Origin of the sequence: Vibrio sp. PID23_8 (genome assembly GCF_003584965.1) — a bacterium.
GTDB lineage: Bacteria > Pseudomonadota > Gammaproteobacteria > Enterobacterales > Vibrionaceae > Vibrio.
On record NZ_LIXE01000011.1, the window covers coordinates 80,527 to 101,928 of the forward strand.

Genomic DNA, 21,402 nt, shown 5'->3' on the forward strand with positions numbered 1-21,402 from the left:
TTTAACCAATCGAATTCATTACCATGTTTGATATCGCTCTATACGAACCAGAAATCGCGCCGAACACCGGCAACATCATTCGCCTGTGTGCTAACTGTGGTGCGAATCTTCACCTGATTGAGCCACTTGGTTTCGATCTGGAAGAGAAGAAAGTTCGCCGCGCAGGGTTGGATTACCACGATTTGGCGCGAGTAACCCGCCATAAGAGCTATCAAGCATTCTTGGCATACCTAGACAAAGAGAAACAAGGTAACTACCGCCTATTCGCTTGTACTACAAAAACGACCGGTCATCACGTAGATCCACAATACCAAACTGGTGACGTACTCATGTTTGGTCCAGAGACTCGCGGCTTGCCTGCTGAAGTGATTGATAGTCTGCCGATGGAACAACGAATCCGCATTCCGATGATGCCAGATGCACGTAGCCTAAACTTATCGAACGCGGTGGCGATCATTGCGTTTGAAGCATGGCGTCAAATGGGCTTTGAAGGCGCACTATAAAGCAACACAAACTGAAGATACAAAAAAGGGCGCATCATGCGCCCTTTTACTTTTCTACGAGCTGTACCGTTATCAATTTAGCTTATTGCGGTCATCGTCGTCTTTGCGTTCGTACTCACCTTCAAAGGTATTGCCGTTATCCGACTTGGAATCAAACGGGTCACGACGAAATGGGTCTTGCTCAAATGGATCTTGATTTGAGTAATTCGCGTGGAAGCCACCACCATTCATGGTCTTCACCACCATCTTACTCATTAAGTACTTAGCCAGCGCCACGCGCGGCGCAGGTAATAGCACAATCATACCTAACGCGTCAGTCATAAAACCTGGGGTTAATAGCAGTACACCTGCCACTGCCAGCATCACACCTTCAAAAATTTGCTGTGCAGGTAGCTCACCTTTCTCTAGACGTCCTTGTACCGACATCATCGTCTGAATGCCTTGGCTGCGTACTAATGACGCGCCGACAAACGCCGTGATGAGCACCAATGCAATCGTAGGCCAGAGACCTAAAAAGCCTCCCACCTGAATAAATAAGCCAATCTCAATGATCGGGACGAAAATAAACGCCAATAATAAGATAGGAAACACATGCCCTCCTTTGTTGAATTCAGTGTAATGGCAAAGCCGTACTAAGCTCAAACAAATCGTTGTAAAAAAGCGTGTTCATGTTCAAGGGAATGAATTGAAAGATACGCCCTATCGAATTAGGCGCTGATGCACAGCAACAAAGAGACAGAATGGATGCGCACATGTTAATGTAAGCTATTGAAAATTAAAAACTTAACACTATTGGAGTCCAAGCTTATCGAGATAAAACCTCTACCTACAAATGGTTATTAACATCCCATTCATACTTTGCAAATTATTGACGTGTCAAAAACGAAAAAGGTGATCTAGTTACTATTTTTATGCGCTAGGTACAGTATCATGTTCAACATAAGTCAGGACGGATTTTCCAGCCAAAAACTCTGATGAATGGACTCTATACTGCAGAAATGGCTAATAAATAACTTCATTGTCAGAATTATCATCTAAGGATCCTGTTATGGCTACCCTATCTGATGCTCCAAAAACAGCAAACCAAGCCACTCGTATCGAAGAAGATCTATTAGGTCAACGTCACGTCCCTGCTGATGCTTACTACGGCATCCACACGCTTCGCGCGATCGAAAACTTTAATATCTCTAGCAGCACCATTTCTGACGTGCCTGAATTTGTTCGCGGCATGGTGATGACCAAGAAAGCGGCGGCATTAGCAAACAAAGAGCTAGGTGCGATTCCAAAAGACGTAGCAAACTACATCCTTGAAGCGTGTGATTTGATCCTTGAAACAGGTAAGTGCATGGATCAGTTCCCATCAGACGTATTCCAAGGTGGTGCGGGCACGTCAGTGAACATGAACACGAACGAAGTTATCGCCAACGTTGCGCTTGAACTGATGGGCAAGGAAAAAGGCCAGTACCAGTTCATCAACCCGAACGATCACGTAAACAAGAGCCAATCAACTAACTGTGCGTACCCAACGGGTTTCCGTATCGCGGTGTACAACAGTGTTCACCAGTTGATGGAAGCGATCGAATACCTAAAAGGCGCGTTCGAACTTAAAGCTCAAGAATTCAAAAATATCTTGAAGATGGGCCGTACTCAGCTTCAAGATGCGGTTCCTATGACGGTGGGTCAAGAGTTCCACGCATGGGCAGTCACACTAAACGAAGAGATTCGTGCACTAGATTACACGTCTAAGCTACTACTAGAAATCAACCTAGGTGCAACGGCGATCGGTACCGGTCTAAACGCACCAACAGGTTACCAAGCACTAGCGGTGAAACACCTAGCTGAAGTAACGGGCCTAGAAGTGGTTGCAGCAGAAGACTTAATCGAAGCAACGTCTGACTGCGGTGCTTACGTAATGACGCACGGTGCACTAAAACGTCTAGCCGTAAAACTATCGAAGATCTGCAACGACCTTCGTCTACTTTCTTCTGGTCCACGTTCAGGTTTAAACGAGCTGAACCTACCAGAAATGCAAGCTGGTTCTTCAATCATGCCAGCGAAAGTAAACCCAGTGATCCCAGAAGTAGTAAACCAAGTTTGCTTCAAAGTTCTCGGTAACGACAACACGGTTTCTTTCGCAGCAGAAGGCGGCCAGCTACAGCTAAACGTCATGGAGCCAGTGATCGCACAAAGTGTGTTTGAGTCTATCTCTCTGCTACATAACGCGTGTGTGAACCTACGTGACAAATGTATCGATGGCATCACGGTGAACAAAGAAGTTTGTGAGAACTACGTCTACAATTCTATCGGAATCGTGACTTACCTAAACCCATACATCGGCCACCACGAAGGCGATATGGTAGGTAAGATCTGTGCAGAAACAGGTAAGAGCGTACGTGATGTGGTTCTAGAACGCGGTTTATTAACGGCGGAAGAGCTAGATGACATCTTATCGGTTGAAAACTTCATGCATCCGACTTATAAAGCGAAACGCTACGAGTAATATTATTGAATAATGGGTCCCATACGGGACCCTTTTTTAGGCTTCTAAACGGTTAGCCACACTTTTTCTAAGCTTTATTACTGTGAGCCACGGCGATTCTGATTTTCTAAACACTTACATCAGCTCAAGTGTTCACAAAATCAGGATCAATAAAAAACTAAAAAGAGGTATCAATATGGTAATGGTCGAACTCTTCGTGGTTCTGCTCTTCATTTATTTGGGGGCAAGGATCGGTGGTATCGGCATTGGTTTTGCTGGTGGTGCCGGGGTCATTGCGTTGTCTATAATCCTAGGTGTTCCGACAAGCCAGTCTTACATCCCTGTCGATGTAATTCTGATCATCATGTCTGTCATTACCGCCATTGCGGCAATGCAGGTCGCTGGTGGTTTAGATTGGATGGTACAGGTTGCGGAAGACTTTTTGCGTAAACATCCAGAACGCATCACTTTTTACGCACCTATCGTGACATTCCTAATGACACTTATGGCCGGTACAGGTCATACGGCATTCTCTACTCTGCCTGTCATTGCAGAAGTAGCAAAAGGCCAAGGCGTTCGTCCTTCTCGTCCACTATCTATCGCGGTAGTCGCGTCGCAAATCGCGATCACAGCGTCGCCAATTTCAGCGGCCGTTGTTGCGTTTGCAGCAATGCTGCATCCGTTTGGCGTAGACTACCTAACACTACTGGCTATCTGTATCCCAACAACGTTTATCGCTTGTATGATCGGTGCATTCGTCGCGAACTTCATGGGCTGTGAACTTAAAGATGATCCTGAGTACCAACATCGTCTAGAAAGCGGGCTAATCAAGCTGAGTACTGAAGCTAAGCGTGAAATCCTACCGACGGCGAAAAAGGCGACATTCATCTTCCTTGGCGCAATCGCACTAGTCGTGTGCTATGCGGCAGTAATCTCTGGCTCTATTGGCCTAATCGAGAACCCTGCTCTAGGTCGTAACGAAGCAATCATGACCGTGATGCTTGCGGCAGCGGCTGCGATCGTATTGAGCTGTAAGATTGATGCCGACAAAATTCCATCGGCAGCAACATTCCGCTCTGGTATGACTGCATGTGTGTGTGTTCTTGGTGTGGCATGGCTAGGTTCGACGTTCGTTAACGCGCACGTTGATGACATCAAAGAAGTCGCCGGTGCTCTACTGGCTGACTACCCATGGATGCTAGCACTTGTTCTATTCTTCGCATCGATGCTACTTTACTCTCAAGGTGCAACGACGGTTGCACTAATGCCAGCAGCACTAGCCATCGGTGTCGCGCCATTAACCGCAGTTGCGTCTTTTGCAGCCGTAAGTGCGCTATTCGTACTACCGACTTACCCAACGCTACTTGCCGCGGTTGAGATGGACGACACGGGCTCGACTCGCATCGGTAAGTACGTATTCAACCACCCATTCTTCGTGCCAGGTGTTGCAACCATCGCGTCAGCGGTAGCGCTTGGCTTCGCATTTGGTGGCCTACTGCTCTAATAGAAACAGAGTCTTACTCAGGGAGCTTCGGCTCCCTTTTTTCATTTCCTTGAATTTACACTTATCGCTTAATAAATCTTCATTTCCGTGAAACTTAATGACTAGTCAGCAGGTCTGATTGAGTTACACTAACGGCAATTATCTAAGATGAATTAAACTTTTTATGCGCGTATTACTTTCCGTTTTACTCATAGGGCTTATTACTTTTTCCACACCATCACTGGCCTTATTTGGTAACGATCAGTTTGGGAGTAGCCAAAACAGCACCTTTGGCAACAGCAACGACAGCTTTGTCTCCGTTGATCAGGCTTTTCCTTTTAACTTCTATCAGCAAAACGACAAACTATTGTTAGATTGGCAAGTTCGCGAGGGTTATTACCTGTATCAAGAGCGTTTGTCCATTGCGGGCGAGAACGTTTCTCTTGGTAAACTAAAAATAGAAAACGGCACACCACATAAAGATGAGTTCTTCGGTGATGTTCACATTTATACTGACCCACTGTTTGTCAATGTGCCCCTACAAAACTGGCAAGAAGGTGCACGTGTGGTGGTTCAATACCAAGGTTGTGCGAAAGCTGGCTTTTGTTACCCACCAGAAACGCGCGTGATTCCTATCAGTGCGTTTACTTCAACGGGATCAGGCTCGGATCCAAATGCATCGACGACTGAACAAGCACCTACAGCAACACCACCAGCAATTGAGCAGCCAACTTCTGTCACAATATCAACGACACCAGTAACCGAACAAGATAACCTAGCCGCACATCTCGCGGACAACTGGTGGACACCGATGCTGTTTTTAGCGTTAGGGGTAGGTTTGGCATTCACACCTTGCGTACTGCCTATGTACCCGATCCTCACCAGTATCGTGTTAGGTAGCGGCAAGCTAAGCCAACGTCGCGCGCTGGGTCTATCGTTTGTTTACGTGCAAGGCATGGCGCTGACTTACACCCTACTTGGCCTTGTGGTAGCATCTGCGGGCATGCAGTTCCAAGCGGCGATGCAGCACCCTTATGTGTTGATTGGTTTGAGTGTGTTATTCGTGGTGCTCGCTCTGTCCATGTTTGGGGTATATAACCTGCAACTACCAAGCGGCGTGCAGACTTGGTTAAACAACCTAAGCAACAAACAACAAGGTGGTAGCAGCGCAGGCGTGTTCGCGATGGGTGCGATTTCAGGCCTGGTATGTTCACCTTGTACCACGGCGCCACTGTCTGGCGCGCTCCTTTACGTGGCACAAAGCAGCGACTTACTCACCGGTGGTATTGCACTTTACGCACTGGCGATGGGGATGGGCATTCCACTGATTTTAGTGGCCGTATTCGGCAACAAGCTGCTCCCCAAAACAGGCGGTTGGATGAATCGCGTTAAGACACTATTTGGATTCATTCTACTAGCGGCGCCTATCTTCTTGCTTGAACGTATCTTGCCAGAGATATGGGCAACCGCATTATGGTCAGCATTGGGCATTGCGGCTTTTGGCTGGCTTTACCACATCAAGAACAGCTTGGAATTTGGCGGCTGGAAGCAAAGTGCCGTGGGCATCATCGCCGTACTAGGTTTGTTTGCTTCCGCACAACCCGCATTGAGCTACTGGTTTGGTGGCTCCGCCACACAAACACACCAAGCGACAGTGAGCTTTACTCGTGTCGCAACCGTAGCAGAATTGGAAGAACAACTTGCTCTGGCGAAACAAGCAGGCAAACCTGTGATGCTCGACTTCTACGCCGACTGGTGTGTGGCATGCAAGGAATTTGAGAAATACACGTTCCACGACCCAAGTGTCGAACCCAAGTTGAAAAGCTTTGTTCTGTTGCAAGCTGATGTCACCAAAAACCAGATTCAGGATATTGAGCTACTTAAACGTATGAATGTGCTTGGTTTGCCGACCATTGAATTCTGGGATGCCAGCGGAAAACACATTTCAAACGCACGCCTGACTGGTTTTATGGCTGCACAGCCCTTCTTAGAACACATCAACCAAATCGGTTCGTGACACATCAAACGCCAGCCACTTTTTCACTGGCGTTTTTTATTACCCAAATAAAATTGGGAAACTGGCGTTTATATGCGAATTTTCTAATAAAAGTCGATTTAGTTCAGACTTTTAATGGATAAATATTGTCCACCCTCTTAAAGGTGGACAATAATTCTTTTAACTAAACTAGCAAAAGTGTTTAACGTCATGGATTCGACCTACACCATTATCATCGCTGATGATCACCCACTGTTCCGCAATGCCTTGTTCCAATCCGTGCACATGGCAGTGAGTGGTGCCAATCTTCTCGAGGCAGACTCGTTGAGTGCGTTACTCGCATTGTTGGAAAAAGAAGAAGAACCTGATTTGGTATTGCTAGATCTAAAGATGCCGGGAGCAAATGGTATGTCTGGCCTGATCCACTTACGTGCAGAATACCCAGATCTTCCTATCGTTGTCGTGTCTGCCAGCGAAGAACCCGCAATAGTAACCCAAGTGAAAAGCCATGGCGCTTTTGGTTTTATTCCCAAGTCGAGTGACATGCGTGAACTGGTAAGTGCGCTCAACCAAGTTCTAAATGGCGACCCATTTTTCCCCGAAGGACTCATCACTAACAACGCCGCATGTAATGATTTAGCCGAGAAAATTGCCGCCCTGACACCTCAACAATACAAGGTGCTTGGCATGCTGTCAGATGGCTTGCTTAACAAGCAAATTGCCTATGAACTCAGTGTCTCAGAGGCCACGATCAAAGCACATATGACGGCGATTTTCCGCAAACTGGGCGTCAAGAACCGTACTCAAGCGGTCATCCTGCTGCAGCAAATGGAACCTGAGCAGTAAAAATAGACCCAATTCACATGAATATGACGCACAAAGAACAGCAGACCATAAAATGGAAAATATAAAGGCTGCACCAAGCCATTTTTTCATCCCTCAGTTAATCACCTAACTCTGGGAGGCCATACTTTGCTAAGTATTCTCATTACGCAATTTGTTGTTCTCTGGGCCGTCATCGATCCTATTGGCTCTGTGCCTGTCTACCTATCCCAAACTCAGCATCTAACGGTGAAGTAGCGCCGATTGGTCGCTCTTAAAGCCATCGCCATTTCAACTGGTGTGTTGCTATTCTTGCTCATTGCTGGTCAGTTATTGCTAGAAGCCATGCAAATTCCGCTTCCCGCATTCCAAGCGGCGAAGGATTAGTGTTACTCCTGTTTGCTCTCACTATGATTTTTGGTGAGTCTAAGCCGGATCAAGAAACCAAACTGTCTCAAGACGTCATTCACTCCGATCTCGCGGATCTTGCGGTTTACCCACTCGCGATCCCATCGATCGCTTCTCCTGGCGCAATGATGGCGATCGTCATGCTGACCGACAACAATCGCAACGCTATTATCGATCAAGCCATGACGGCAGGTGTCATGATTGTGGTGGTGCTATTAGTGACTCTGCTTCTGCTATTAGGTGCGAATACCATTCAAAAAGTCATTGCCAATGTCGGCGCCGCCATCATCAGCCGTGTTATGGGACTGATCCTCTTAGCGGCTGCGCTAAACAATTTATGGCTAGGGATTAAAGATTTTTATACCTGATGAGCCAAACTCTTAGACCTTTGGCTAATTTAACAGCGCATTAACAGCACACTTTTATCCGCCTATACGCTCAAACGCCCAAAATATGGGCGTTTTTTCTTTTTATCGTCGCGACTAAAGTTGAAAAGAGTTCTTGCCAACACCTTGCTAATGTACATGTTGAAACATTTTCTTAACAACAATACCAATCGTAAGGAGACGGCAATGGCATTTGAAAGCGAAGAACGAGCCAAAGCCTATTGGGACAAGAACGTAAAAATCATGATAAGCCTAATGGTTATCTGGTTCGTCGTGTCTTTTGGCTGCGGCATTTTATTTGTCGACGTACTTAATCAATTTCAATTAGGTGGATACAAGCTAGGTTTCTGGTTTGCTCAACAAGGCTCCATCTACACCTTCCTAGGTATTATTTTCTACTACGCGTGGAGAATGCGCCAACTTGACCGTGAATTCGGCGTAGATGATGAGTAAGGAGTAACTCAGATGGATTTGAAAACTATTACCTACCTAGTGGTTGGTGCGACCTTCATCCTTTACATCGGGATTGCCATTTGGGCGCGCGCTGGCTCAACGAAAGAATTCTATGTTGCAGGTGGCGGTGTAAACCCTGTCGCTAACGGCATGGCAACCGCAGCCGACTGGATGTCAGCGGCATCGTTTATCTCTATGGCGGGTTTGATAGCCTTTATGGGGTATGGCGGCAGCGTCTTCTTGATGGGCTGGACTGGCGGTTACGTTTTGCTAGCGATGCTACTTGCGCCTTACCTACGTAAATTTGGCAAATTTACCGTACCAGAGTTTATCGGTGAGCGCTTTTACTCAAACGCAGCACGTATTGTGGCAGTAATATGTCTGATCATCGCATCAGTGACTTACGTTATCGGTCAGATGAAAGGCGTTGGTGTCGCATTCGGTCGTTTCCTCGAAGTCGACTACGCGACAGGCCTTGGTATCGGTATGTGTATCGTATTCATCTACGCAGTAATGGGCGGGATGAAAGGCATCACCTACACGCAGATTGCTCAGTATTGCGTACTCATTTTAGCTTACACTATCCCTGCAATCTTTATCTCTCTGCAGTTAACTGGCCACCCTCTACCACAAATCGGTTTAGGTAGTACCATCTCCGGCACCGATGTCTATCTACTCGATAGGCTTGACCAAGTGGTGACCGAACTCGGCTTTAGTGAATACACCACATCCGTTCGCGGTGACACGCTAAACATGTTTGTGTACACCATGTCTCTAATGATTGGTACTGCAGGTCTACCACACGTAATTATCCGCTTCTTTACGGTACCTAAGGTTCGAGATGCGCGTACGTCAGCAGGTTGGGCACTCTTTTTCATCGCAATTCTGTACACTACAGCACCAGCTGTTTCTGCGATGGCACGCCTAAACCTAATGGACACGGTTAACCCGGCACCAGGTCAGCACCTTGCTTATGACGAGCGTCCAGACTGGTTCAAGAACTGGGAAAAAACTGGTCTGCTAGGCTTTGATGATAAGAATGGTGACGGTCTGATTGAGTACACCTCGAACCCGGCTACCAACGAGCTGAAAGTTGACCGTGACATCATGGTATTGGCGAACCCTGAGATTGCGAAGCTACCTAACTGGGTTATCGCACTGGTTGCCGCGGGCGGTCTGGCAGCAGCACTGTCTACTGCAGCGGGTCTATTGTTGGCTATCTCGTCCGCCATCTCTCATGACTTAATCAAAGGCGTGATTAACCCAAGAATTTCCGAGAAGAAAGAACTGCTTGCAAGTCGAATCTCTATGGCCGTGGCCATTGCGTTCGCAGGCTATCTCGGCCTCAATCCACCGGGCTTTGCTGCGGGTACTGTTGCGCTAGCATTTGGTCTGGCTGGTTCCTCTATCTTCCCAGCATTGATGATGGGTATCTTTAGCAAAGGCATCAACAAAGAAGGCGCGATCGCAGGTATGGTTGCGGGTATCAGTATCACGCTATTCTACGTATTCCAGCACAAAGGTATTCTGTTTATCCCTGAGTGGAAATACCTACAAAGCTGGGGCAGCAACTGGTTCTTCGGTATTGAGCCTAATGCATTTGGCGCCATCGGGGCTATGTTTAACTTCATCGTGGCATTCGCTGTGTCGAGAGTGACGGCAGAAACACCGCAAGAAGTGAAAGACCTGGTCGAGCACGTACGTGTACCAGTCGGTGCTGGTAGTGCGGTTGATCACTAAAGCTTAACTCAAATCCCAAAAGCCCCTTTTGGGGCTTTTTTATTCGCAAAATTAGGTTAACGTAACCAAGTATACCCAAGCAACTTTAGAACATTTTATTCAGCTCCTAGAGGTTGCTTAGGTATAACGTTGTAGCAAGGAAGCCAAAATGTTTAAGAACAAGCACTTTATTCTCGCCCTGTTGATTGCGCCAATTCTTTCCCTGATCGCCTATTTCGGTACTGATATGGCGTTGAGTGAAAAGCCTCATGCCGCTGAAGAAGGTCAGAGCTACAAGCTGGTGGGTAAATCCAATTGTCGCTATACCAGTGGATTGTGCGAAATGGTGAATGGTGATTTCAAGGTTAAGTTTCGCTCTGAAAAGTTCACTCAAGACGGCTTAGAACTGTCGCTTAATGCTGCCTACCCGCTTGAAGGGGTAAAAGTTTCTCTGGTCGATAGCCAAGAGCAGAATGCTCAACCTATTGATATGACACGTGCTGATAATGCAGGCCAGAATTGGTACATCACTTTACCAACACCAGCCTCTGAAGAAAGTTGGCTCAGGGTTGCAATTCAGGCTAACGGCTCACTCTATTACGGAGAGACTCAGACCGCATTCGTGAAGTACGAAACCCTATTTACGGAATAACTCTGACTAACTTCACACCAATAAAAGACCTCCGAACGGAGGTCTTTTATTAGGTAATTCTGTTTAAGACTGAGCGCAACTTCAGAGGCTTAACAGGTTTGGCCATAAAGCTAAAACCATTGGCTTTGATGCCATCAAGCATATCGTCCGTGCAGTCTGCGCTGATGATCACCCCTTCAAAGCCATTACCGAGTCGCAAACGACACTGCTGTAATACTTCCAAGCCTGTACGTCCATTATCAAGACGGTAATCAGAGAAAATGACATCAGGTACCCAATCATCTTCCAAAGCTTTAAGACTCTCGACGATATCAGTCGCAATACGAATGTCACAGCCCCAGCGCGAGAGCAAATTTTCCATACCAACCAAGATATCGGGCTCATTGTCGACACACAGAACCCGGATATGGATCAAGTCAGACTGTGCACTCTTCACCGCTTTAACCGGTTGAATGTGCGCCTTCTCCGCCTTGTCTAAAGTAATGGAGAATACACTGCCTTTTCCAAACCAAGACCGCATTGAGATCTCATGTCCAAGCACTTGCGCGATACCTTTTGAGATAGCCAATCCCAACCCTAGACCTTGATCAGAGCGTACCTGAGTGCCTCGGTTGAACTCCTCAAAAATCTCTTGCTGCTTCTCTTCTTCAATACCCATTCCGTTGTCCCACACCTCAATACGCACTCGCCCTTGGACACGACGTACACCGAGTGCTACTTTGCCATTTGGGCTATAACGAAACGCATTGGTGAGAAAATTCTGTACCACCCGACGCAGCAATTTCGGGTCTGATTTCACCATCATGGAAGATGGGATCATGGTGAACTCAATGCCTTGCTGTTTAGCAAGGGCACTGAACTCGGCATTTAGGTTTGCTAAGACATCATTGACCGCGAAACCATACACATTCACATCCAATTTGCCCGATTCTAAGCGCGAAATATCGAGCAAATCACCAATTAAGTCCTCTGCTGCTTCCAACGCACTCTCGATATGAGTAGACAGTTGTTGGGTTTCACTGTCTTTGGCAACTTCCGACAGTGAAGAAGCAAACAGACGCGCCGCATTCAATGGCTGCATCAAGTCGTGGCTTACCGCGGCTAAAAAGCGCGACTTAGATTGTGATTCATGCTCCGAGCGTTGTGTTGCAGCCACCAGTTGTTTGTTCAACTGCTCTAACTCACGGGTACGTACGCGAACGCGTTCTTCAAGGGTTTCATTGGCGTCTTTGAGTGCCTGCTCAGCATCGCGAAACACGGTGATGTCAGTAAAACTCATCACAAAACCGCCCCCCGGCATCGGGTTACCTTGCACTTCAATGACTCGACCATCAGGGCGGACACGAGAAGAAGTATGTCGCGTTCCTTGCTCAAGGTGATATACACGCCGCCGAACATGCCCTTCAGGGTCTCCGGGGCCACACAAACCCTGCTCAGCATTGTGGCGAATCACATCGGCAATAGGACGCCCAACCTGAATCAATCCAGGAGGGAACTCAAACAACTCTAAATAACGTTGATTCCACGCCACTAGCCGTAATTGCTTATCAACCACCGCAATGCCCTGGCCAATATGTTCAATCGCACCTTGCAGTAATCCACGACTGAAATCGTACAACTCAGACGCTTCATCAACGATAGTCGCCACTTCTTCTAGCTGCATATTCCTGCCTTGTAAGGCGGAAGTAAGTACTAACTTAGCAGAAGAGGCTCCGAACACGCCCGCAAGCACGCGCTCAGTATGACGAATCAGGGAAGATGGAGCTTGCTGGTTTGGTAGCAATTCTTCTCGCTGCTGATCCCAATAAGCTTTAAACGCTAATTTCACTCGCTTTCGGCCAACAAAGCGGGAAGCCAGCATCTCCAATTCACTGACCGTCACTCGGCTTTGATATAAACTGATGTTTTCACTTTCCGGCAACGGGGTACCCACAAACGATGCCGATTGTAAGCGTTCACTTATGCTTGGCCGCGTCGCCAGTGAAACGGCAACAAAACACACCGCATTCGCAACCACGCTAAGAATCATGCCCCAGTCCGACACAGCAATATCAAAATCAGCCAACAGCTCTGGCGGTGTGATAAGCCAAATCAACAAATTATTACTGGCGTCCCCAGCCAACATGTCGGTTTGGCTCATCAACGTGATCAACCAAATGGTGAAGCCCACTAAAAGTCCGACATAGACGCCTTTTTTGTTTCCCTGACGCCAATACATACCACCAATCAGTGACGGAGCAAATTGAGTGATAGCCGCAAAAGAGAGGAAGCCGATTGCGGAAAGTGAGTGGATACTATCTAACGCCTGGTAAAACCCCCATGCACCAATCAACAGGAGCAAAATTAGCGCACGACGAATTCGCAATAACAGCTCAGAAAAGTGATGATGGCTGCGCTGCGCTAGCCGCATGCGACGCAAGATCAGCGGCATCACGAGATCATTCGATACCATGATCGCTAATGCAATAGTCGAGACAATCACCATCCCACTTGCAGCAGAGGTTCCCCCTAAGAAAGCCAGTAAGGCAATATCGCTTGCCCCTACCGCCATGGGAACACTAATCACATAGGTATCTGCAGGACTGCCGCTTAATAACCCTTGCCCCACCCATGCTATTGGCAGCACAAAAGCGCCCATCAAAACGAGATATAAAGGAAACAGCCAACGAGCGACGTGGAGGTCTTGAGCGCGCTCATTTTCCACCACCATGGTATGAAATTGGCGAGGTAGGCAGACAATAGCCAGCATGGTTAATACGGTATGAATCAGCAGCGTCGGAATATTGGGAGATTGATACGTCTGAGCAGCGATGTCTGTCAGACTCACACTCTCCGTGTCCAATGCGAGCCAAACAATAAACACGCCCACCGTAAGAAATGCCACCAGCTTAATTACCGACTCAAACGCAATCGCCATCATCATGCCGCGATGATGCTCAGTATTATCAATATGGCGAGTACCAAATAACATGGTAAAGATTGCTAATGCCCCAACGACAAACCAAGAGACACTGAAATTCTGATGATCTAAGTTAGCGGCGAAGCCAGGGGCTATGATTTCTAGCCCCATCGTGATGCCACGCAACTGCAAAGCGATATAAGGCAAAATACCCGCCACAGCAATCAAGGTGACCGCGACAGCTACCCCTTGGGACTTGCCGTAACGAGCCGCGATAAAATCAGCAATAGAAGTAATGTGCTCACGCTTAGCAATCAAGATCAACCGCGCCAGCACACGCCAACCAATGGTAAAAACCAAAATCGGTGCGATGTAGATCGGTAAAAAAGACCAAGGGTTCGTGCTCGCCTGCCCGACAGTGCCATAAAAGGTCCATGATGTGCAGTAGACCGCAATCGACAAACTGTAGATCCAAGGTCGCCAACGCGCTAACCACCTCTTCTGTTTGTCACCGTACCAAGCGATTAAAAATAGGACTCCTAAATACGCCAAAGAAACGGGAATCACTAGCCATCCTTGCATCCGATATCCTTTCTTACTGTCATAAAAAAACCTCTCCACTAAAGAGAGGTTTTATTTAACACTGCTTTCTCAACAGAGACAAAGGTTAGTTTTTAATCTCTGTCACAGAAGCTTAATTCTGTGTATCTTGCACTTTCGCTGATAAGTCAATCACATGCAACTCAGCCTCTTGAGGCTCAAGCTTGATGAACAGCGCCCAAAAGCCCATTGCAGCCATGGCCCAGAACACATTCGCGCCCCAGTGTTCATACCCCCAACCACTAATAACCGTCATCGTTGCAATCACGCCGCCTAACGGGATGGCATTGTACAGTGCTTGCAACGCGACCATCTTATTTTCGGCCGAGTTCTGGATATATTGAATAGCAGCAATATGTGCCGTAGCAAACGTCACACCATGGAGCAACTGCACCACAACAAGCGCAACCAATGATGTTGTCGTTGCCGTCATCCCCCAGCGTAGCATGACACCGCCCGCCGCCAGCAAAAACAGAGTGCGTAAAGACCAGCCGGTAAACAGTCGCTTGCTCAATGCAAACACGGCAACCTCTGCTGCGACACCTAGGCTCCACAAATAACCAATCACGTCTTCTGAATGTCCGGCGGCTTTCCAGTGAATGGCACTAAAGCCGTAGTACGCTGCATGACTACCCTGAATTAACGCCACTAACAGTAAAAATTTCATTACCGGTTTATCGGTGAGCAGTGCGGTCAACTTAGGACGTTCTCCATGTTGGTCGCCAAGCGTCACTGGCATTGGATTCGTATTACGCATCACCAGCAGTAGAGAAACAAACACGCCTGCCATTGCGGTATACAGAATCATGTCGGTGCCATATTCCGCGACTAAATAGCCAACAACCGTTGATCCCGCAATAAACGCAATCGAGCCCCACAAACGTGTGCGACCATAGTCGAGCATTTTCAAACGTGCGTAGTAGTTCGCCATCGCATCCGACAGCGGAACGATCGGACCACAGCAGAGGTTAAACAACACCGTGACTAGCGCCATTAACCAAAAACTCCCCCCGCTGAAAAAGTGGAAACCAACAAAAATAAGCGCCGCAAAACTGAGCCAGCGTAACGCAGGCATTATGCGCTCAACTTTGTGTACGCGCGGTGTGATCACTATGTTTGCCACGCAGCGAGTCGCCAAACCAAGACCAACCAACAGGCCGATATCCGTCGCAGAGACACCTTGCTCTTTAAACCACAACGACCAAAATGGTAAGTAGACACCATAAGCAAAAAAGAACCCGAGAAAATACTGAGAAATCCAGCCATAAGGAGAAGGTTTCAACATCACGACATCCTAGAAAAACGAAACAAGCCAAACGAAAACGTTTGGGACGACGAATTATGGATCGCAATGGGTAAGAGAAAAAGAGAAGAATCAGCAACTCGTCGTTTCCCCTATGACACAGAATCAGAGATAACGCCTTTAAAATAGATTTATATTTGTGCTGATTTAGACCAAAGTCGTCTGGCTTCCAAGGAGAAATTTGTCAGACTTAGAAGGTATTCCTAACTAACGTTGGAACTTCTATGCCTGACAAATTCAATATTCAATCTCCACCGTTCAACCGTCTGACTGAGGCCCAGCAAACACGACTGCGTTCATCGTTGGATGTCGCATATTACCGAACTCGAGATGTAATTTTGGCTTGTGGGCAAACTAATAACCATCTGCACATCATAATTAAAGGAGCGGTAGAAGAGCGTTCAAAAGACCAAAGCGAAGTATTTGCTCACTACGCCAATGATGACATGTTTGACGTCCGTTCATTATTCGAAGAAAGCGTTCGCCATCAATATGTCGCTCTGGAGGACACCCTTTCTTACTTGTTGCCCAAAGACGTATTTCTCGAACTCTACAACGAGAATGGCCAATTCGCTGCTTACTTCGATAACAACCTTTCCAAGCGACAGGCCCTAATTGAAGCCGCGCAGCAACAACAGAATTTAGCGGAGTTCATTCTGACTAAAGTCGATAGCAGCATTTACCATCCACCGATGTTGCTAGCACCCGATACTCCTATCTGCGAGGTCACCAGAACTCTCAAAGAGAATGGGCTTGATGCCGCCTTGGTGGGGCTAAACGTTGACGACCCACGACTGACGCGCCACCCCTCTGAACATCCATACGCCATTATCACCCGCACCAACATGCTCCACGCAGTCATGCTAGAGGGACACCCTCTCGATACACCGGTCAGTGACATCGCTTCGTTTCCGGTCTATCACGTTGACGATGGCGATTTTCTGTTTAATGCCATGATCACCATGACGCGTAATCGCATGAAACGCTTAATGGTATGTGATGGCAATAAAGCAGTGGGGATGCTGGATATGACTCAGATCCTCAGCGCCTTCTCCACCCATTCACACGTACTCACTTTAAGCATCGCCAGATCCAGCAGTGTGGAAGAACTTGCTTTGGCTTCCAATCGACAACGTCAGCTAGTGGATAGCTTGCTAAAAAACGGTATCCGCACCCGCTTTATCATGGAGTTAATCTCAGCCGTCAATGAACAGATCATTGAGAAAGCCTTTGAGCTTATCGTGCCACCCGCTTTGCATGATCACTGTTGTTTGATTGTCTTGGGCTCAGAAGGGCGTGGAGAGCAAATTCTAAAAACCGACCAAGATAATGCCCTCATTCTTGAAGATGGCTTGGAATGGCCACAGTGCGAACTGGTCATGCAATCTCTCACCCACACCTTGCAACAACTTGGTTATCCACTCTGTCCGGGCAAAGTGATGGTGAACAATCCTAAGTGGGTCAAAACGCAGCAAGAATGGATCAATACCCTCGATGGTTGGATTACCAAAGCACAACCAGAACAAATCATGGACTTAGCGATATTCAGTGACGCTCATGCCGTTGCAGGTAATCGAGAATTACTCACTCCCGTTGCAGTACACCTCAGAGACAGCATGGAAGATCACATGTTGATTCTGTCTGATTTCACTCGCCCAGCTTTGCAATTTTCTGTTCCTCTTACTCTATTTGGTAACGTAAAAAGTGCTAAGGACGGGTTGGATATTAAGCGTGGTGGCATCTTCCCGATCGTGCATGGCATTCGCACCTTGTCATTGGAATATGCGATTGAAGAGAAGAACACCTTTGAGCGAATTAAAGCATTGCGGAACCAACGTATTTTGGAGCCTGAAACGGCCGATAACCTGAATGAAGCACTCAAACTGTTTTTTAAACTCCGACTTAGCCAACAATTGACTAAGCAAGAGACGCTCAACAATATCGACATCCAGCAGTTGGACCGAACTGAGCGTGATCTACTACGCCACAGCCTACATGTAGTGAAAAAGTTTAAGCAATTTTTGGGCTTCCACTATCAAATCCGTGACTAAAGTCTTCGAACCCAGTCACATGAGAGGTAACAGAGATGAATTGGCTGCAACGTAAATATTGGTATTATCGATTAAAAGGCTCACCTTATCGATCGCTGTTTTGTCCTCCAAGTAAAGGCGAATTCGTCTCTCTCGACTGTGAAACCACCAGCCTAGACCCCAAGCGTGCCGAACTGGTCACCATCGCCGCAACAAAAATTATCGACAACCGTATTATCACCAGTAGACCGTTTGAAGTACGATTAAGAGCACCACAATCGCTCGATTCTGGTTCGGTGAAAATCCATCAAATCCGTCATCAGGACTTAGCCGATGGCATCAGTGAGAATGAAGCCCTATTAAAGCTACTGACGTTCATTGGTAATCGGCCGTTAGTGGGCTATCACATTCGCTATGATAAGAAAATTCTCGATCTTGCATGCCTGCGACACCTTGGTTTTCCTCTCCCTAACCCCCTAATTGAAGTGAGCCAAATCTACCATGACAAACTCGAACGACATTTGCCCAATGCCTATTTCGACTTAAGTCTTGATGCCATCTGTAAACATCTGGATCTGCCGATTCAAGACAAACACGACGCGCTGCAAGACGCCATTGCCGCGGCATTAGTTTTTGTCAGGCTAACCAAAGGCGACTTGCCCAGCCTAACCGTTCCCTATACGCAATAGCGCCATAATCAGCTTTCGATCCGCATCCCAAATTCGCATTTATGTCCGGAATTTTATGACACATATTTCACTCTCATCCTAAAGTCTAATTGTGGAAATAAGCGCTGTGATTGACAGTTATATGTACAACCTCGTTCTAGCCACGACTCATCGTTAAGAACGAAAAACAGCCTTATAAATATCTAAGGCCGAGAAATATAGGCACAAGGAGAGCAGCCATGAGCGAAGCCCACGTTTATCCGGTAAAAGAAAATATTAAGAACCATACGCATGCGGATAATGATACTTACCTAGCCATGTATCAGCAGTCGGTCACCGATCCTGAGGGCTTCTGGAACGAACACGGCAAAGTAGTGGATTGGATTAAACCGTTCACCCAAGTAAAGAATACTTCTTTCGATACGGGCCACGTGGACATTCGTTGGTTTGAAGACGGCACACTGAACGTATCTGCAAACTGTATTGATCGTCACCTTGCCCAGCATGGCGATGAAGTCGCGATCATCTGGGAAGGCGACGATCCTGCCGACGACAAAACCCTCACATTCAATGAACTGCATAAAGAAGTGTGTAAGTTCTCTAACGCACTAAAAGAGCAAGGCGTACACAAAGGCGATGTGGTTTGCCTTTACATGCCTATGGTGCCAGAAGCCGCTATTGCGATGTTGGCATGTACGCGAATTGGTGCGGTTCATACCGTAGTATTTGGTGGTTTCTCACCAGAAGCATTATCCGGTCGTATCATCGACTCAGACGCAAAAATCGTTATCACCGCAGATGAAGGCGTTCGTGGTGGTCGCGCAGTCCCACTCAAAAAGAACGTCGATGAAGCACTAACCAACCCAGAAGTGAAGACCATCGACAAGGTTGTCGTGCTAAAACGCACTGGCGGCGATATTGATTGGCATGAGCACCGTGACGTTTGGTGGCACGAAGCAACAGCCGTCGTTTCTGACGACTGTCCACCAGAAGAGATGAAAGCGGAAGATCCACTGTTCATCCTTTACACTTCAGGCTCAACAGGTAAGCCCAAAGGCGTACTGCACACGACAGGCGGCTACCTGGTGTACGCAACCATGACCTTCAAATACGTATTCGATTACCAAAAAGGCGAAACGTTCTGGTGTACTGCGGATGTGGGTTGGATTACTGGTCACACTTACCTAATTTATGGTCCACTGGCGAACGGTGCGAAAACCATTCTGTTCGAAGGTGTGCCAAACTACCCAAGCACGGCTCGCATGAGTGAAGTGGTTGATAAGCACCAAGTGAATATTCTCTATACCGCACCAACGGCTATTCGTGCCCTAATGGCAAAAGGTAACGAAGCGGTCGCTGGCACATCACGTTCAAGCTTGCGTGTGATGGGCTCAGTAGGTGAACCAATCAACCCTGAAGCATGGGAGTGGTATTACAAGACCATTGGTAACGAGAGTTCGCCTATCGTTGATACTTGGTGGCAAACAGAGACAGGCGGTATCTTGATCGCACCGCTACCGGGCGCAACAGATCTAAAACCAGGCTCAGCAACTCGTCCATTCTTTGGCGTACAGCCTGCGCTAGTGGATAACATGGGTAACATCATCGAAGAGACTGCGGCAGAAGGTAACTTAGTGATCCTCGATTCATGGCCAGGTCAGATGCGTACAGTTTACGGCGACCATGAGCGCTTTGAACAAACGTACTTCTCTACCTTCAAAGGCATGTACTTCACTAGTGATGGTGCGCGTCGTGACGAAGACGGTTACTACTGGATCACAGGTCGTGTTGATGACGTACTGAACGTATCGGGTCACCGTATGGGTACGGCTGAGATTGAATCGGCACTGGTTGCACATGACAAGATTGCAGAAGCGGCGATTGTCGGTATTCCTCACGATATCAAAGGTCAAGCTATCTATGCCTATGTGACACTGAATGATGGCGAGTTCCCTTCTGCAGAACTACACAAAGAAGTGAAAAACTGGGTACGCAAAGAGATTGGTCCAATCGCGACGCCAGATGTACTGCACTGGACAGACTCTCTACCGAAAACCCGCTCTGGTAAGATCATGCGTCGTATTCTGCGTAAGATTGCAACGGGTGATACCAGCAATCTTGGCGATACTTCTACGCTGGCCGACCCAAGCGTAGTAGACAAACTCATTGCAGAGAAAGCAGAACTGGCATAACACCTAACCACTGTTTTAAACGCTAGACCTAAAAGCCGCTATTACCTATGGCGGCTTTTTTGTGCGTGGGCGCAAAATAAACCACAAAAACCACGTGGCAATGATGTTGTTTTTGTTAACTCGGCAACAGAAACGGCGGGGGCTATTAGGAGATTAGACCAGTAAATTGCTGCTAATTGCTGTGAATTAGCTATAATCTTGGTCGATTTTTTAAAATTTGCTCGGTTTTAACAAAAAAATCGTGCTGAATTATCGTATATTTGGGAATATAAACGTTCTGCTCACGATAAAGGAAGATAGCTACATAATGCCAGCAAAGTCACGGATTCTCATTCTAAACGGACCAAATCTTAACCTATTAGGTCTGCGTGAACCGACACACTATGGTAACAACACCCTAGCGCAGATTGTTGACGCTTTAACTGAACAGGCTCACAACTCTGGGGTGGAACTTGAGCACCTGCAATCTAATCGTGAGTACGAACTGATAGAAGCCATTCATGCTGCATACGGCAAAGTGGACTTCATCATTATCAATCCAGCGGCCTTCACTCATACCAGTGTCGCGCTGCGAGATGCACTACTTGGCGTAGCCATCCCATTTATCGAAGTGCATCTATCGAACGTTCACGCACGTGAGCCGTTCCGTCACCATTCTTACCTATCTGATAAAGCAGAAGGGGTAATTTGCGGTTTAGGTGCACTAGGTTATGAATTTGCTCTGTCTGCAGCAATTGCAAAATTGCAGGCAAAGTAGACCAAACACTCTGCAGCCCTAAGGGTTGTCTTAATCACAAGATAAAAGAGAA

15 protein-coding genes and 1 pseudogene are annotated in these 21,402 nt (G+C 47.2%); 13 read left to right on the forward strand and 3 right to left on the reverse strand.

The features are described from left to right. Window positions 1-23 precede the first annotated feature (23 nt). Window positions 24-503: a tRNA (uridine(34)/cytosine(34)/5-carboxymethylaminomethyluridine(34)-2'-O)-methyltransferase TrmL gene (gene trmL / locus AK966_RS16275; RefSeq protein ID WP_099080079.1), complete on the forward strand. Its 480-nt coding sequence runs from the start codon at window positions 24-26 to the stop codon at window positions 501-503. A gap of 72 nt (window positions 504-575) precedes the next feature. Here trmL and AK966_RS16280 read toward each other — a convergent pair whose 3' ends face one another. Continuing rightward, entirely contained in the window at window positions 576-1,094 is a 519-nt protein-coding gene (locus AK966_RS16280; protein ID WP_099080080.1) for an FxsA family protein, read from the reverse strand. 457 nt (window positions 1,095-1,551) lie between these two features. Here AK966_RS16280 and aspA point away from each other — a divergent pair, with 457 nt between their 5' ends. The 8 genes and pseudogenes from aspA to AK966_RS16320 all read left to right on the forward strand — a co-directional run bounded on the left by aspA (window position 1,552) and on the right by AK966_RS16320 (window position 10,901). Continuing rightward, window positions 1,552-3,003, forward strand: a complete 1,452-nt coding sequence (gene aspA, locus AK966_RS16285; protein ID WP_099080081.1) for an aspartate ammonia-lyase — start codon at window positions 1,552-1,554, stop codon at window positions 3,001-3,003. A gap of 175 nt (window positions 3,004-3,178) precedes the next feature. After that, window positions 3,179-4,486 (forward strand): anaerobic C4-dicarboxylate transporter, encoded by a 1,308-nt coding sequence (locus AK966_RS16290; protein ID WP_099080082.1) that lies wholly within the window; start codon window positions 3,179-3,181, stop codon window positions 4,484-4,486. 163 nt (window positions 4,487-4,649) lie between these two features. After that, window positions 4,650-6,482, forward strand: coding sequence for a protein-disulfide reductase DsbD (locus AK966_RS16295; RefSeq protein WP_099080083.1), 1,833 nt, complete (start codon window positions 4,650-4,652; stop codon window positions 6,480-6,482). Window positions 6,483-6,671: 189 nt separating this feature from the next. Next, a complete protein-coding gene (locus AK966_RS16300; RefSeq protein WP_119464548.1) occupies window positions 6,672-7,307 on the forward strand; it encodes a response regulator transcription factor in 636 nt (211 codons plus the stop codon). A gap of 126 nt (window positions 7,308-7,433) precedes the next feature. After that, window positions 7,434-8,059 (forward strand): annotated as a pseudogene (locus AK966_RS16305) (MarC family protein). 204 nt (window positions 8,060-8,263) lie between these two features. After that, window positions 8,264-8,530, forward strand: a complete 267-nt coding sequence (locus AK966_RS16310) for a DUF4212 domain-containing protein (RefSeq protein WP_099080085.1) — start codon at window positions 8,264-8,266, stop codon at window positions 8,528-8,530. 12 nt (window positions 8,531-8,542) lie between these two features. Next, window positions 8,543-10,270 (forward strand): sodium:solute symporter family protein, encoded by a 1,728-nt coding sequence (locus AK966_RS16315; protein ID WP_099080086.1) that lies wholly within the window; start codon window positions 8,543-8,545, stop codon window positions 10,268-10,270. A gap of 148 nt (window positions 10,271-10,418) precedes the next feature. Further along, window positions 10,419-10,901 carry a hypothetical protein gene (locus AK966_RS16320; RefSeq protein ID WP_119464549.1) on the forward strand — a complete coding sequence of 161 codons (483 nt, stop codon included), beginning with the start codon at window positions 10,419-10,421 and terminating at the stop codon, window positions 10,899-10,901. Between the two features lie 49 nt (window positions 10,902-10,950). Here AK966_RS16320 and AK966_RS16325 read toward each other — a convergent pair whose 3' ends face one another. Both AK966_RS16325 and AK966_RS16330 read right to left on the reverse strand, forming a co-directional pair. Beyond that, window positions 10,951-14,382: a PAS domain-containing hybrid sensor histidine kinase/response regulator gene (locus AK966_RS16325; protein WP_119464550.1), complete on the reverse strand. Its 3,432-nt coding sequence runs from the start codon at window positions 14,380-14,382 to the stop codon at window positions 10,951-10,953. 112 nt (window positions 14,383-14,494) lie between these two features. Beyond that, the gene (locus AK966_RS16330; RefSeq protein ID WP_099080089.1) at window positions 14,495-15,685 is read right to left on the reverse strand and encodes a 3-phenylpropionate MFS transporter; all 1,191 of its coding nucleotides are present in this window, start codon (window positions 15,683-15,685) and stop codon (window positions 14,495-14,497) included. 242 nt (window positions 15,686-15,927) lie between these two features. On the opposite strand from AK966_RS16330, the gene AK966_RS16335 reads away from it, so the two are divergent. The 4 genes from AK966_RS16335 (at window position 15,928) to aroQ (ending at window position 21,350) form a co-directional block, all read left to right on the forward strand. Next, window positions 15,928-17,754: a DUF294 nucleotidyltransferase-like domain-containing protein gene (locus AK966_RS16335; protein WP_099080090.1), complete on the forward strand. Its 1,827-nt coding sequence runs from the start codon at window positions 15,928-15,930 to the stop codon at window positions 17,752-17,754. 35 nt (window positions 17,755-17,789) lie between these two features. Next, the gene (locus tag AK966_RS16340; protein ID WP_099080091.1) at window positions 17,790-18,422 is read left to right on the forward strand and encodes a 3'-5' exonuclease; all 633 of its coding nucleotides are present in this window, start codon (window positions 17,790-17,792) and stop codon (window positions 18,420-18,422) included. Window positions 18,423-18,640: 218 nt separating this feature from the next. Beyond that, on the forward strand, window positions 18,641-20,593 hold the full coding sequence (gene acs, locus AK966_RS16345; protein WP_099080092.1) for an acetate--CoA ligase: 1,953 nt from the start codon (window positions 18,641-18,643) through the stop codon (window positions 20,591-20,593). A 307-nt stretch (window positions 20,594-20,900) separates the two neighbouring features. Beyond that, window positions 20,901-21,350 (forward strand): type II 3-dehydroquinate dehydratase, encoded by a 450-nt coding sequence (gene aroQ / locus AK966_RS16350; RefSeq protein WP_099080093.1) that lies wholly within the window; start codon window positions 20,901-20,903, stop codon window positions 21,348-21,350. Window positions 21,351-21,402 lie beyond the last annotated feature (52 nt).

Excerpts from the sequence above, each read along its gene's own strand:
- AK966_RS16310 (WP_099080085.1), top strand. The coding sequence starts at position 8,264 with ATGGCATTTGAAAGCGAAGAACGAGCCAAAGCCTATTGGGACAAGAAC.
- aroQ (WP_099080093.1), top strand. The coding sequence starts at position 20,901 with ATGCCAGCAAAGTCACGGATTCTCATTCTAAACGGACCAAATCTTAAC.
- AK966_RS16325 (WP_119464550.1), bottom strand. The coding sequence starts at position 14,382 with ATGCAAGGATGGCTAGTGATTCCCGTTTCTTTGGCGTATTTAGGAGTC.
- AK966_RS16320 (WP_119464549.1), top strand. The coding sequence starts at position 10,419 with ATGTTTAAGAACAAGCACTTTATTCTCGCCCTGTTGATTGCGCCAATT.
- aspA (WP_099080081.1), top strand. The coding sequence starts at position 1,552 with ATGGCTACCCTATCTGATGCTCCAAAAACAGCAAACCAAGCCACTCGT.
- trmL (WP_099080079.1), top strand. The coding sequence starts at position 24 with ATGTTTGATATCGCTCTATACGAACCAGAAATCGCGCCGAACACCGGC.
- AK966_RS16300 (WP_119464548.1), top strand. The coding sequence starts at position 6,672 with ATGGATTCGACCTACACCATTATCATCGCTGATGATCACCCACTGTTC.
- AK966_RS16290 (WP_099080082.1), top strand. The coding sequence starts at position 3,179 with ATGGTAATGGTCGAACTCTTCGTGGTTCTGCTCTTCATTTATTTGGGG.
- AK966_RS16295 (WP_099080083.1), top strand. The coding sequence starts at position 4,650 with ATGCGCGTATTACTTTCCGTTTTACTCATAGGGCTTATTACTTTTTCC.
- acs (WP_099080092.1), top strand. The coding sequence starts at position 18,641 with ATGAGCGAAGCCCACGTTTATCCGGTAAAAGAAAATATTAAGAACCAT.
- AK966_RS16315 (WP_099080086.1), top strand. The coding sequence starts at position 8,543 with ATGGATTTGAAAACTATTACCTACCTAGTGGTTGGTGCGACCTTCATC.
- AK966_RS16330 (WP_099080089.1), bottom strand. The coding sequence starts at position 15,685 with ATGTTGAAACCTTCTCCTTATGGCTGGATTTCTCAGTATTTTCTCGGG.
- AK966_RS16340 (WP_099080091.1), top strand. The coding sequence starts at position 17,790 with ATGAATTGGCTGCAACGTAAATATTGGTATTATCGATTAAAAGGCTCA.
- AK966_RS16335 (WP_099080090.1), top strand. The coding sequence starts at position 15,928 with ATGCCTGACAAATTCAATATTCAATCTCCACCGTTCAACCGTCTGACT.